At 40.0% G+C, this 13,302-nt stretch carries 16 protein-coding genes; 10 read left to right on the top strand and 6 right to left on the bottom strand.

Features of this window, described 5'->3' with window-relative positions:
• Positions 1 to 38: 38 nt before the first annotated feature.
• Together MSC25_RS15585 and MSC25_RS15580 are read right to left on the bottom strand one after the other, a co-directional pair.
• On the bottom strand, positions 39 to 2,618 hold the full coding sequence (locus tag MSC25_RS15585) for a TonB-dependent receptor (RefSeq protein ID WP_004588780.1): 2,580 nt from the start codon (positions 2,616 to 2,618) through the stop codon (positions 39 to 41).
• Between the two features lie 325 nt (positions 2,619 to 2,943).
• Complete coding sequence (locus MSC25_RS15580; RefSeq protein WP_084554454.1) at positions 2,944 to 3,111, bottom strand: oxidoreductase-like domain-containing protein; 168 nt, start codon at positions 3,109 to 3,111, stop codon at positions 2,944 to 2,946.
• A 103-nt stretch (positions 3,112 to 3,214) separates the two neighbouring features.
• Between MSC25_RS15580 and MSC25_RS15575 the strand changes: the two genes are divergently transcribed.
• Together MSC25_RS15575 and MSC25_RS15570 are read left to right on the top strand one after the other, a co-directional pair.
• Complete coding sequence (locus MSC25_RS15575) at positions 3,215 to 3,637, top strand: hypothetical protein (protein WP_024031949.1); 423 nt, start codon at positions 3,215 to 3,217, stop codon at positions 3,635 to 3,637.
• 82 nt (positions 3,638 to 3,719) lie between these two features.
• On the top strand, positions 3,720 to 5,081 hold the full coding sequence (locus tag MSC25_RS15570; protein ID WP_248443915.1) for a leucyl aminopeptidase family protein: 1,362 nt from the start codon (positions 3,720 to 3,722) through the stop codon (positions 5,079 to 5,081).
• 17 nt (positions 5,082 to 5,098) lie between these two features.
• Here the strand turns inward: MSC25_RS15570 and MSC25_RS15565 are convergent, their stop codons facing one another.
• Both MSC25_RS15565 and MSC25_RS15560 read right to left on the bottom strand, forming a co-directional pair.
• Positions 5,099 to 5,485, bottom strand: a complete 387-nt coding sequence (locus MSC25_RS15565; RefSeq protein ID WP_004588776.1) for a VOC family protein — start codon at positions 5,483 to 5,485, stop codon at positions 5,099 to 5,101.
• Between the two features lie 96 nt (positions 5,486 to 5,581).
• Positions 5,582 to 6,661: a ketoacyl-ACP synthase III gene (locus MSC25_RS15560; protein ID WP_121638415.1), complete on the bottom strand. Its 1,080-nt coding sequence runs from the start codon at positions 6,659 to 6,661 to the stop codon at positions 5,582 to 5,584.
• Positions 6,662 to 7,029: 368 nt separating this feature from the next.
• Between MSC25_RS15560 and MSC25_RS15555 the strand changes: the two genes are divergently transcribed.
• From MSC25_RS15555 to MSC25_RS15525, 7 genes are all read left to right on the top strand, one after another.
• Complete coding sequence (locus tag MSC25_RS15555) at positions 7,030 to 7,434, top strand: nuclear transport factor 2 family protein (RefSeq protein WP_248443914.1); 405 nt, start codon at positions 7,030 to 7,032, stop codon at positions 7,432 to 7,434.
• 43 nt (positions 7,435 to 7,477) lie between these two features.
• Positions 7,478 to 8,719: an ATP-binding protein gene (locus tag MSC25_RS15550; RefSeq protein ID WP_248443960.1), complete on the top strand. Its 1,242-nt coding sequence runs from the start codon at positions 7,478 to 7,480 to the stop codon at positions 8,717 to 8,719.
• Entirely contained in the window at positions 8,716 to 9,243 is a 528-nt protein-coding gene (locus tag MSC25_RS15545) for a response regulator (protein ID WP_248443913.1), read from the top strand. Before MSC25_RS15550 ends, MSC25_RS15545 begins: the two co-directional genes overlap by 4 nt.
• Positions 9,244 to 9,261: 18 nt before the next feature.
• On the top strand, positions 9,262 to 9,684 hold the full coding sequence (locus MSC25_RS15540) for a DCC1-like thiol-disulfide oxidoreductase family protein (RefSeq protein ID WP_248443912.1): 423 nt from the start codon (positions 9,262 to 9,264) through the stop codon (positions 9,682 to 9,684).
• 91 nt (positions 9,685 to 9,775) lie between these two features.
• Positions 9,776 to 10,225 (top strand): DUF3592 domain-containing protein, encoded by a 450-nt coding sequence (locus MSC25_RS15535; RefSeq protein ID WP_064386594.1) that lies wholly within the window; start codon positions 9,776 to 9,778, stop codon positions 10,223 to 10,225.
• A gap of 189 nt (positions 10,226 to 10,414) precedes the next feature.
• Entirely contained in the window at positions 10,415 to 10,837 is a 423-nt protein-coding gene (locus MSC25_RS15530) for a hypothetical protein (protein WP_055253920.1), read from the top strand.
• 108 nt (positions 10,838 to 10,945) lie between these two features.
• Positions 10,946 to 11,224, top strand: a complete 279-nt coding sequence (locus MSC25_RS15525; RefSeq protein ID WP_004588770.1) for a peptidylprolyl isomerase — start codon at positions 10,946 to 10,948, stop codon at positions 11,222 to 11,224.
• Positions 11,225 to 11,291: 67 nt separating this feature from the next.
• Here the strand turns inward: MSC25_RS15525 and MSC25_RS15520 are convergent, their stop codons facing one another.
• Together MSC25_RS15520 and MSC25_RS15515 are read right to left on the bottom strand one after the other, a co-directional pair.
• Positions 11,292 to 11,636, bottom strand: a complete 345-nt coding sequence (locus tag MSC25_RS15520) for a TonB family protein (protein WP_029771693.1) — start codon at positions 11,634 to 11,636, stop codon at positions 11,292 to 11,294.
• A 106-nt stretch (positions 11,637 to 11,742) separates the two neighbouring features.
• A complete protein-coding gene (locus MSC25_RS15515; RefSeq protein WP_248443911.1) occupies positions 11,743 to 12,474 on the bottom strand; it encodes a MauE/DoxX family redox-associated membrane protein in 732 nt (243 codons plus the stop codon).
• Between the two features lie 285 nt (positions 12,475 to 12,759).
• Between MSC25_RS15515 and MSC25_RS15510 the strand changes: the two genes are divergently transcribed.
• Positions 12,760 to 13,209 (top strand): hypothetical protein, encoded by a 450-nt coding sequence (locus MSC25_RS15510; protein ID WP_054981818.1) that lies wholly within the window; start codon positions 12,760 to 12,762, stop codon positions 13,207 to 13,209.
• Positions 13,210 to 13,302: the final 93 nt, after the last annotated feature.

Below are 13,302 nucleotides of genomic sequence, written 5' to 3'. Positions count from 1 at the left end.
TGTCTTAACATTTCGCCTTGGTTTATCATGAAAAAATATTAGAAAGTATAGGTTGCTTTCGCGTAGTAGAAGCCACCGTTAATACCGTATGGAGACGTTTCGTAGTATTGGCCACCCCAGTTATTGTTAGGGATACCCGTACGGTCTTCAAAATCAAGTTTTTCAGCGTCTTGGTCAAAGATGTTTTGTGCACCTACCGAGAAGCTAATAGACTCATTTAAGAAGTACGTTATTTCAGCGTCAATGGTCACGGCTGCGTCAGCTGTTTTTGCTGTTGCATCGTAATCTACGTGAACACCTTGGTATTCGCCGTAGTAATTAGCACGGGTAAACATTGAAAAAGATTCCCACTGCTGTGCCCAAGTAAGCGTTGCACGGTGGTTAGGTAAATCTTCTTCTAAACGCTTAACTTTAAACTCACCGGTAATGTCGCTGAACTTAGTTACCTCAGTTTCATTCCAGTTGTAAGCAAGGCTAAATGTAGAGCTTCCGCCTAGCATGTCAGCTGTGTAGTTTGCTACTAAGTCAATACCTTGCGTTGTTGTATCAAAGTCATTTGTGAAAAAGCTTACTTGTGCATAGCTTTGCGCATTTGGTACGCCTGCTGCTTCTAACGTGTCTTTATCATCTTGGCTAAGTACAATTTTTTCAGATTGGCTGATACGGTCATCAACTTCAATGTTGTAGTAATCAAGTGTTACAAACAAATCGCCAATAGTGTAAACCGCACCTAATGTGTAGCTTTGCGATTCTTCTGGCTCAAGCTCTGTACCACCTAATTGCACTGCAATTGGGTTTGTTGGTGGTAAAAGTGCTGAATCTTGTAATACACCATCACTTAAGTTTGTTTGTACGTTACTTACGTTCGCTTGGCCAACAGTTGGAGCGCGGAAACCTGTGCTTACTGAGCCACGAATATTTAGATCTTCAGTTACGTGGTACTGTGCCATTACTTTGTAGTTTGTTGTTGTACCAAAGCTGTCGTAATCTTCAAAACGTACCGCAAGGCCCATTAAGAATTCTTCTGTAAATGGTGCTTCAATATCTACATAAGCTGCGTAGTTACGGCGTGTATATTCGCCTGCATCAGAAGGTTTGAAACCAGGGAAACCATTAGAGCCAATACCAAAACCTTGCTCAGTTAAAGGACCTGCAGTGAATGATGCTTCATCACCCGAAATTACAGTAAATGTTTCTTCGTGCCATTCTAAACCACCGGCAATATTTACATCGTACGCTAGGTCAAAATCAAAGCCTTTAGAAAGGTCAAAGTTAAAGTTTTTCTCTAGTTGCTCATATTTACCTGGGCTAAAATCACGTGGGCTGTCTGCACCTAACGACGCATTAACCGTGTCGTAAATAAAGTAGCGAGATTCGTTTAAACCCACCGTACCACTTAAATCGTAAAATGCATCTTTAAGGAAACCACCCGTAAACATACCCTTTGTACCAATGGTTAAAGAGGTATCGGTAATGTTGCCACCAAAGTTAGGTGTAAAACCGCCAGGAATGGTTTCGTTAAATGCAAAACAATCAGGATTATTAGCAACACCGCTAATGTAGTCTGGGTTATCTAGTACGTTGTCATCAATTGCGATAGTTGGACAGTTACCGCTCATGTCTTCTGTTAAATCGGCAACAAGCAGTGTTTCACCGCCATCGTTTGAGTATACACCTGGGCGAGTATGCGGGTTACGGTAGTAAAAACCACCACGTACATCACGCTCAGAGTAGTTACCAAACATATAAAATTCTGAGTCGTTTGTTAGTTCTAAACCAAAGTTACCAAAAATTGAAATGTCGTCATCAACCTCTGGAGCACCCCAAACTTGCGCAAGCGAAGAAACTTCTGGTACACCTGCAGCAGAAAGTGCGGCTGCATCAGGGCGTTGCTCTGAGCGACTTGTTGCATCTGCTGTTTTATATTGAAAACTTAAGTTAGCAAAACCGTTGTCTGTAAATGGTAGACCTACGTTACCCGATATCTGTGTGGTATCACCGTCGCCTTCGTAGTATTGACCATGGCGTACTTCAAATTTACCGCCTTCAGAGGCATCTTTAAGTTGGAAGTTCATTACACCTGCGATTGCATCTGAGCCGTATTGTGCTGCTGCGCCATCACGTAGTACTTCTACTTGCTTAAGTGCAATGCTAGGAATAACTGAAATATCAGCGCCTTGTGCACCATCGTTAATACCACCACCTAAAAATGCAATAACAGAAGCACGGTGACGGCGTTTACCGTTTAAAAGGATTAATGTGCTGTCTGAAGGTAAGCCACGTAAGTTAGCTGGGCGTACTAGTGATGCAGCATCACTGATTGGGTTTTGGTGAACATTAAAAGAAGGAACAGAGCCTTTAAGTAGCTCTAGCATGTCTGTGTTACCAGACTTTTCTAGCTCTTCACCGCCAATAATATCAATAGGAACCGGTGAATCACCAATAGAGCGTGGCGCTGAGCGAGTACCCACTACGGCAATTTTTTCAACGTTTTTATTAACTTTAGTTTCACTTTCTTCTGCTGCAACAGCAGAACCTGAAATAAACAAACCTGCGGTGGTTGTTGTTGCTAATGCAAATTTAATTGCTTGATTTAGCGCGTTGCTTTTAAGTTTCATTCTAATTTTCCCCAGTTAGAATATATTTTGTACGTAATGCAGTAATTAACATTACTTATTTATAATTTTGGACGTATTCACATGGGGATAAAGAGTCAACCTACTCGACTTCTTAAAGCTAAAAGCCAACCTCATGTGAAGTCCTATGTACAGACTATACATAAAAAACTTTCAGGGCAATTAATAATTAACTCTTTAATAACAAAAAGTTCAAAATAAAATATATTTGCAACAATGGTGCAGTATGTAACTAATTTGAACTAATAAAGTGCGGTTTTATCGCTTTTTCGAAGATTTAATGCGCGAAGTGGGTGAGTGGATGTTATCAACTTGTTTCTATTGGTGAGGCAGGTGGTGTGTTTTGCGCTTGCCAGTCACGATATTTTTGTCTGTATTCGTCCCACACACAAGGGCTACAGCTACCACCGCCGCAGCATTCATCAGGCTGTGGTTTTTGGGGTTTGAGGAGTACTATTATTTGTTTGTTTTGCATAAAAATGAGCTTTTGAGCACTGTTATGGTGCAAAAGAGTAAAGTATAGGGCGTATTAAGTAAATTATTCTTGTGTAAAACCCTTTATGTGTGAAAATAAAGGTATGCGATTATATAAAGTTATTCACCGTGCGCCTTGGCGGGTAGTTAAAATTAGTAAAAAGCGCCAACAGCTTCGCTTTCGTCGTGCAATGGTGGCGCTAAAAATTGCTCTTGCGCAAGAAAGGCAAGAAACCATAGAAATGCTCACCATTTATAGGCGTTACACGCAAGGGCAAACCAGCAAAGAAGAGTTAAAGCGTGCTAATGAGCAGTTTGTAGATATTTTAAAAGGGCTTGGCTTAGGTGTATTTGCCGTACTGCCGTTTGCCCCTATTACTATTCCATTGGTTGTAAAGCTGGGCAGAATGGTAGGTGTAGATGTATTGCCCAGCTCGTTTAACATTAATAAACCAGTTAAAGAGCTAGACGCCGAAATAGTTAAAGAGGATTTAAAACAACACACTAAAGCGCCAAATAAAGAATAAATCTGGCTAAAATTAGCTATACCTTTTAGCCGGTCTTATTGGTATGCTTTGAGCTACCATTTTTTATTATATGAGCTTTTCAATGAGTGCATTACTTCGTCATACTTCTTCTGGTATTCCTTTATCTTTTATTCTTAAAAACGAGTTAACTGACTGGCAATCACAACAACCGGCTTTTATCCAAACATGGTTAACAAATAGCGGCTTTGAAAAGCAAGGTTTAGCGCTTGTGCCTGACGCGCAAACCGGTGAGCTAAGCCACGTTTATTGTTTATTACAAAACCAAAATGATTTTTGGGCCGCAGGCGAGCTTGCCAATAAATTACCGCTGGGTACGTATCAAATTCAAGGCGATGATGTCTTTATAGAGCAAGTCGCACTTGGTTTTGTGTTAGGCGGCTATGAATTTAGTGAATATAAAGAAAAACCAACTGCAAAAGCACAGTTAGCCATTGCCGATGAAGCGCTGTATCAGCGTATTAAGCAACAAGCTGATGCCATTTATTTAGCGCGTGATTTAGTAAACACACCTGCGGTAGATATGATGCCGCAGCATTTATCGCAAGTAATGGAAGATTTAGCCAATAATTACAACGGCGAATTTACCCAGTGGATTGGCGATGAGCTACTTGAGCAAAATTACCCAACAATACACATGGTCGGGCGCGCGAGCGAAAACAAACCGCGTTTACTTGATTTAAAATGGGGCGATGAAAACGCACCACTGATTACCTTAGTCGGTAAAGGGGTATGTTTTGACTCTGGCGGGCTTGATTTAAAACCAAGCTCTGGCATGCGTAACATGAAAAAAGACATGGGCGGGGCAGCGCACGTTATTGCTTTAGCGCAGCTAATTATGGCGGCTAATTTACCAATTAGACTGCGTGTTTTAGTGCCTGCGGTTGAAAACGCGGTATCGCGAAATGCATTTCGCCCAGGTGATGTAATTAAAACGCGTAAAGGCATTATGGTTGAAATAGACAATACCGATGCAGAAGGGCGTTTAGTATTGTGTGATGCGCTTAGCGAGGCACAAAACGATAACCCTGAGCTAATTATTGACTTTGCGACCCTTACCGGTGCTTGTCGTGTTGCTTTAGGTACTGAGTTACCAGGCTTTTTCTCAACAGAGCGCGATGTAGCAAATGGTATTATTGATGCCGGTATGGATGTAAGCGACCCTGTATGGCAATTGCCTTTATTTGATCAGTACAAAAGCTTTTTAAAGAGTGATGTAGCCGATATGGCAAACTGTGCCAGCACACCATTTGGTGGTGCAATTACCGCGGCGCTTTATTTAAAAGAGTTTGTAGAGCCAACCACACCCTGGGTACATTTTGATGTAATGGCATGGAATTTACGTGCTTTACCTGGGCGCCCAACCGGCGGCGAAGCGTTAGGTATTCGTGCGGTATTTAATTATCTGCAAAGCCGCTTTAAATAAACCTTGTTATACGAGGGTTATACCTCGTATAACTCAAGCGGTAAGTTATCTGGATCGGCAAAAAAGGTGAATTTTTTGCCGGTTATTTCATCCACTCTTATCTCTTCCACAGTTATATTTTGTGACTCTAAATACTGCTTTGCTTGGGCAACGTTTTTAACTTTAAATGCTAAATGCCTTAAGCCTTGCGCTTCTGGGTAGCTTGGTCTTGCAGGTGCTCCATCAAACGAAAATAACTCTATTTGGCTGCCATCAGGCATCGCTAAATCTAATTTATACGAATTACGCGCGGCCCTAAAATGCTCGTTAATAACTTTAAGTTTAAGTACGTTACTATAAAAGTGCTTAGAGCGGGCGTAGTCACTGCAAATAATAGCAGCATGATGAATGCCTAATAGTTCCATGTAGTTAGCTCCAAGTAATTAGCTCCATGAGTTTGTTCTCCTATAAAACAAAAACGCACTAAAAAGTGCGTTTAATTTTTATGTGCTTAAAAACGTTTAGCTAGGCTCAGCGTCTTTGCAGGCTTTAACTGCGGGGGCTACAAGCTCAAGGCCTGTTAGCTCACACGGTGGCAAAGTTGCATCACTTACTTTAATCGGCGTAACACGCTCGCCCCATTTTATATAGCTTGCTGCCCACGTTAAACCTGCGCCAAACGCTGCCGACATAATATTTGAATGCGGCTTAATTAAGCCTTGCTCTACGGCTTCACATAACGCAATAGCAATCGTGGCGGCTGAGGTATTGCCGTAGTCAGCAATGTTTACCATTACTTTTTCATCCGGCACTTTTAAACGATGCTGAATTGCTTGAATAATACGTAAATTAGCTTGATGTGGCACTAATACGTTAATGTCATCAAGGCTTAGATTGGCTTGCGTTAATACATCATCACACGCTTCGCTCATACCTTTAACGGCACGTTTGAAAATTTCACGGCCTTCAAATAATAAGTCCGATGGGCCGATTGGCTCATATTTATTTAAATCACTACCAAAGTTGGTGATATGCAAAATGTCTCTGTCTTCACTGTCGCAACCGGTTTTAGTACCAAGTAGGCCTGCGGGTGTATCTGCGGCTTCTAGTACTACTGCGCCTGCGCCATCACCAAATAATACAGCGCTGTCACGGCGTGCCCAGTTTACATACCAGGTCATGCGCTCTGCAGCAATAACCACGGCTTTTTTAATCATACCCGCCTGAATTTGAGCGGTAGCTGCCTGAAGAGCATATAAAAAACCAGAACACGCAGCATTGGTATCCATAGCTGCAGCGCCGGTTGCACCAATGTTTTTTTGTACTAATGAGGCGGTATTGGCCACTACAGTAGAAGGGGTACACGTTGCTAAAATAACTAAATCGATATCTTTTGCGTCAATCCCTGCACAATCGATGGCGTGCTTTGCGGCAACGGTTGCAAGTTCTGCGGTGCTAACATGGCTAACCCTACGAGATTTAATACCAGTACGTGTGGTGATCCACTCATCGTTGGTATCAACTATTTCGCTAATTTCATCGTTGCTAATGCTTGCTGGTGGAATACATTTACCCCAACCAGTAATATGTGCGTAGGCCATAATGTGTTCTCTTAAAAAGGTGGTCTGACGTGTATTGCTAATGGGTGAGTTATATCAAAAATTGCCCTTTAAGAGAAGTTATTAACCTGTTTTGTCTCGTAAATAATAGTAATTGTGGGCAATTTAACGTAAAGCTTGTTTAAAGAGTAAGCAAGTATTAAAACTATACGTAGTGATGTGTTAAACAGCATATAATTGAATAGTGCATGATTTTGCGGCTTTACTTCAACGTAAGTGGCTTGCGTTTATGGCACTGCGTTCAAGCTGTTAGCTTAAGTGCATTAAAGTAAGCCGATATTATTAATTACTGCCCGTTTAACGTATAAACACATAAACACGTGGCAATTGCATACATAATAAGGAAGCCCATGAGCAATAAAATAAAAGTGTCGTTGTTTAATCACTTGATTGAGGCCGAACGACAGTTGCTCGACCCCGATGTCCGTCAATCAAGCCATGCATTAAATGCCTTACTTGATGATGAGTTTATTGAAATTGCAGCTAATGGCACCGTATTTGATAAGCAGCACGTACTCACACGTTTACCTACCGAGGTTGTTCCGCAGTTTTATTATCAGCACTTTAAAGGGCGAATGCTTAGCGATGATGTTGCGCAAATTAGTTACCAAGCGGCTTATAGGCGCTCAGCCCGAAGTGAGTTTAATTACTCCTTACGTATGTCGCTTTGGCGTAAAAGTAATGAGCAATGGAAAATGGTGTTTCATCAAGGGACCCCGTGCGCGCTGTTTACTATATCAATGGATGAAGATTAACTTTTTAACGTATTAAATTTTATAGGTATATCACACCTTGTTTATGCAAACCGACCCGACCATTAGTCGCCTTTTAATGCTGCGAAGTGGTGCTATTGCTGTGCAGTTAATTGCTGTACTAAGCGTGTATTTTTTATTAGAACACCAAATAGCGTTACTCCCTTTATTAGTGGTAATAGCCATAGAGGCGATATTTCAATTAGTAAGCGTATTCGCTTATCGAAATGTTAGCCAAGCGCGCCCTATAGGGATGTTAATGCAGCTCACTGCGGATGTGCTGTTTTTAACTATTTTGCTCTCATTAAGTGGCGGCGCAACCAATGCGTTTGTATCGCTATTATTGCTACCTATCATGATTGCAGCGGTCACTCTTCGTGAAAAAGGCTTGGCTTATATCGCCGTACTGGCAATTGCCGCTTATAGCTTTTTACTCATTAGGATGCCCGATCACAGTATGCATCAAATGAATATGAGTGGGCACTTTATAGGCATGTGGGTTAACTTTGTTTTAAGTGCAAGCGTTATCGCTTTGGTTATTGGTGCTATGAGCCGGGCATTAAAGGAGCGAGAGCGCACAATAGCTAAAGCTCGCGAGCAGCAATTGCGCAACGAGCAACTGGTAACCCTAGATGGCGCAGCTGCGCAAATAACCCATCAACTAGCCAGTCCTATCGCTAACTTACAATTACTATTTGAAGAGCTTTTAGAAGATCAGCCAAATAACCCTGTCGTGGTGCAAATGCACACACCGCTCAAGCAATGTGCTAGGCAATTAAATGACTTTAGAAAGCTCTCTGCTCAGCTTCGTAATAAAAATACCACCGAGCACATTACAGTAAAGCAGCTACAAACGCAGATCATCGATACATTATTACTGCAATACCCTGATCAGCACATTAATTGGTTAAGTGAGCCAATAGCAGTCACCTTAAAAAGTGATGCAATGCTATTGCCCGCCATACTTAATTTGCTACAAAATGCATGCATTGCTAATCAAAAAAATAACCAAACCCAGTTAGAGCTAAGCTGGCAGCAAGATAATCAACACAGTGAAAGTATATATTTGCTAATTCGTGATTTTGGTAGCGGTTTTAGCCAATCACAATTAGCAGAGCTTGGCGGGCAACTTATGCCTAGCAGCCAAGGTATGGGGCTTGCGGTTTTACTTTCTAATGTAACGTTTGAGCGACTAAACGGCTCGTTAACTTTGTATAATCACGCTGGTGGCGGGGCAGTGGCTAAAGTAAAATTAGCCATAGCAAATAATGAGCAACCACTTACATGAAATTACTTATAATTGAAGACGATATAAACCTAGCCAGTACACTAGCTCGGCGTTTAACAAAACAAGGCTTTAGTTGTGAAGTTACGCATAATCAAAGTGATGCATTACTCAGAGCACATAAACACTTACCAGATTTTATTTTGCTCGATATGAAACTAGGTGACGATAACGGCCTTGGCTTAATTAAGCCACTTCGCAGCTTATTACCGCAGGCGTATATTGTATTACTAACAGGGTTTGCAAGCATAGCCACCGCTGTAGAGGCCATGCGTTTAGGCGCTAACGACTACCTTACTAAACCCGTTGATATGGCCACGCTATTAAAGGCCCTAAACGCAGATTTAAATACACAAAATGTCAGTGATGTTGCCACACCAGTTATGTCACCAGAGCGTTTAGAGTGGGAGCATATTCAGCAAGTGCTACATAGTAATAACGGTAATGTGTCGGCCACTGCGCGGCAACTCAATATGCATAGGCGCACATTGCAGCGTAAGTTACAAAAAAAGCCGGTTCAGCAGTAACTGCTTAAGGGGTATAAAATGAGTGATGATGCGGCTACATTAATGCGTAATCAAAAAATTATATTATTCGATGCACAGTGCAAATTATGTAGTGCGTGGTGTAATTTTATAATTAGTAATGATGCCACTGCCATTTTTAAACTGTGCAGCGTGCAATCCCCAAAAGGTGCACTGCTATTAACTCACTTTGGTTTTTCAACCACACAATACGCCTCAATGGTTTACCTACAAAACGGCAAAGCGTACACGCAAAGCCATGCTTTTTTTGAAGTAGTTAAGCAGCTAGGTTACCCCTATAAATTAGCCACTGTATTTAGTGTTTTACCCAACACCTTTAATAATTGGCTATACGATAAAATTGCTTTAAACCGGTATACCTTATTTGGCAAATATCAGTATTGCAGAATACCCAATCCAGAGGACGCAAAACATTATTTATAATTGATCGCAGGTAAAGAAATTTACTATCGTGTTGAATCATTGTCTCCATAAACAAATATATTGTGTAGTCCCAAAAAAATTAGGTGCTGATATGTTTAATAAAAGTAGAGTCTTTTTTGTTGTAATGCTTTTAAGTTCACTAGCTTGGAGTGCATATTTAGTAACCGTTGTTTCAGAAGGTCTGACTACGAAAAGTTGGCCTATGGTTGAGGGTACTGTTATTTCTAGTAATGGACTACGTATACAACATAACCAAGAGCGCTATATTATAGAGGTTGAATACTCTTATATGCTTGATGAAAAGCTATTTGTTGGAAATCGAGTATCAAACGTCAACTCTATGCTTGATAGAGCGGAGCGAGATTTACAACTTAAAAAATATCAAACGAGGGATAAAGTTAATGTTTATTATAATCCTCAGGAGCCTAGTAAATCCTACCTAATGGTTGGTGTAGGCTACGGTATTTATCTTTTGTTGTTTGTGTGTATAGCTATGGTATTTTTCTCAGCTGTGAATTTAAGAACGTTATTAAAAAACTGATTTTAAAAAGGCTCTTAGCAGAAGCAGAAAACTAATTGGGTTAGGTTTTTCTTATTGCCTTTGGTTGTTGCTAATATTAAGGTGTTAACTAATACAAATCAATAGGTTATGAGGTTTTTTGGCCTCGCAGTTTAGAGTGTACGGATGCGTTATAGAGCAATCCTCCCGGAAAGTTAATAGAATCCAAATATGAAAAAATTTATATCTATGTCTAGATTGTTAGTTTTAATGGTTGTGGTCTTTTCTGTAAAAGCATTTCCTTTACAGGAAAAAATTGAATGTAAAAAAATATCTTGGGGCGAACTTTTCAAGAATCAAAATGATTTGGTTGGAACTAAGGTGTGCTTAGTTGGACATTACGGACACCTTGATTTTTATGAAGATCGTGCAGCTCTAGAAAAAATGTCAAAGCAATACTTAGTATTCCCATTTTACGGTGATGTAACTGAGGGGTTTGTTAAGCATTGTAGTGATCGAATGCTTTTAGTGGAGGGATTTATTGCCAGTCATGAAAAAAGTAAAGCACCACGAATTAGAAAAGTAACTAGCTTGAGCCCACTCTCGGACCCTAGCTATAGCTGCTTAGACCAAATATCAGGTTTTGTGAATTAAAGCGTGCTATTGGGTGACGCCAATTATTTGATTGGTCAGCTATAAGTAGATGCTAGGTTTAGGTGGCTGTGCTAAAATCGCCGCGTTTTAAATTATCAGGGCTTTGAAATGGCAAGTACAGCGCACGCACTCCACATATTGGTTAAACACAAAGAAATAGCAGAAGACATTATTAAGCAATTAGGTAAAGGTGCCAAGTTTCAAACCTTAGCTAAAAAATACTCGTCGTGCCCATCAGGTAAAAAAGGCGGTGACTTAGGCGAATTTAGACGCGGGCAAATGGTTCCACAGTTTGACAAAATAGCCTTTAATGGCGCTATTTTAGAGCCACATTTAGTTAAAACTAAATTTGGCTGGCATGTAATTAAAGTGCTTTATCGTACTTAATAAGCTCGCTGACAAATAGTAAAAAGGCTGCACACTGCAGCCTTTAAGATATAACCTTACCCGATTATTAATTATCCAAATTAAACTCAATTGTCATTTCTAAGTTTTTATCAGGTACAGCAACACCATTAACAACTTTAGGTGAGTATTGCCATTTAGATAGGGCACGTTTGGCTTCGCTATTAAACACTTGTTCAGGTTTAGCGTTAATAACTTTAATATTATTTGGGCGCCCATAACTATCTACATCATAAGACATGGTAACAAAACCTTCTGTTTTGTTACGTACCTCTGCAACAGGGTATTTAGGGGGAACTGTTGATTTTACTGTTGCGGTAGGACTGTCTTGAAGTGGAGTTGTAGTACAGCCAGTAATGATTAGAGCGGCAATGATAGACAGTAAGTATTTCATTTTAATTCCTTTTATTATTTAGTTAGTAGCCTTTTTTACACTAAAATACCAATCATGTAAAATAATCCGGTTAGTTATCAAGCTCATTATTTAACCTGAATTAAGGTTATTTAATAAACATCCAGATACCCGCCGCAATCATAAACAGGTTTTCGGTTAGAGAGACAAATCCCAGCGGTACATTACTATCTCCGCCAACACAGGCACATTTAAGCTCGCGTTTGTCTATGTAAACAGCCTTAATCACCGACACGGCGCCAACACCCCCAATAAATAAAGAAATTGGTGCAACAATATAAGCTGAAAGCCCTGCAATCATGCCAATACTTACAAATGCTTCTAAAAATGGATACACATAAGCATATCTCACTACTTTCATCGCAAATAAATCATAGGTTATAAAAGAATTACTAAAGCTGTATAAGTCGCGTAATTTTTGAATAGCCAGTACGCTCATTGTTAACGCGACAAACAGCATAACTGTATGCATAGAAAAAAGTGCAAAGCCAGCCGAGTAGCTAAATGCAAAGGCAAGCAATAAGGTAACAGCAAAAATGGCCGTTACGGGAGTATAAGTAGTACCTTGTTGGCCTGGCTCCGATTTATTAAAGTAAGCGCGCAGGTCGTCATACCCGCCAATGCGTTCGTTATCGATAAATGTTTGTGGTGTGGTATCAACATTGTACTTTTGTTGAAATGCATCGGTTTCTTCGCGCGAAGTCAGCGGCTTATCATCTACCTTATAGCCTTTTCGCTTAAGTAAATCTTTTGATTTGAGTCCAAATGGGCAAATATGCTCATTAGTTACCATTCTGTATAATGTTGCTGACTTAGCCATGTGTACTCCTTACTTTAAATAGTTAATTTATTTGTGCAGACAGTACAAATGTAGGTTTCAACATTGTTGGTCGCTTTGAAAAAAGGGTCTAAATAAATGTAATTTTTACCTATCATTCGCACAAAATTATCTCACAGAGCATGTAATAATTTTCTTTGCTAATAATGCACTTATAATGCCAGTGTAAAAATCTATTCGTGTAATGTTAATTGTGGCAAAGGAACAAATAGTAGATATGTTCCTATATTAGAAATTAACCATAAGCAATATCAACTACCTATTATTATGAAAAATACAGTCACGCTAATAAAATCTAAAGGTGTAGGGATAGGAGCTATCGCTATATTAGCAGGGCTCGTTTTAGCGTTAGGGGAGCTTACTAGTCTATTCACTCATTTACCAACATACGAAGGTGGCTTTAACAAAGTAGCAGGGGAGATGATACTGACAATTAGCTGCTTAGCCAGTTTGTATATAGTTTATAAATATTTTCGATTGGCTAGAGTTATTAAAATAAACTTAATAACAGAGCAGGTAACAATAAATAATAAATCCCTCATAGGCTTTTTAGAAATATCGATTAAGACTTTCGAAAATACGCATCGCTGCGCGTTAATAATTAAAAATACTGAGGAGGAAATACTCAAGTCAGGGGCGCTCTATTACTGCGCTAGTAAGGATTACTTAATCAACTACAGCGGCGAATATTTGCATATTACAGTTGAGAACCAATAGGGCTACAATGTGCAGCCTTATTTAGTTTTAAACTTGTCTTGTCCTGAAATGTGTAAACAGATTTCAGGACAAGACACTTTGAAAGAGATTGGT

The organism is Pseudoalteromonas sp. 1CM17D (genome assembly GCF_023161805.1).
Classification (GTDB): Bacteria; Pseudomonadota; Gammaproteobacteria; order Enterobacterales; family Alteromonadaceae; genus Pseudoalteromonas; species Pseudoalteromonas atlantica.
The sequence above is the reverse complement of the archived record's forward strand: the minus strand, read 5'-3'. Positions and strand labels throughout refer to the sequence as shown.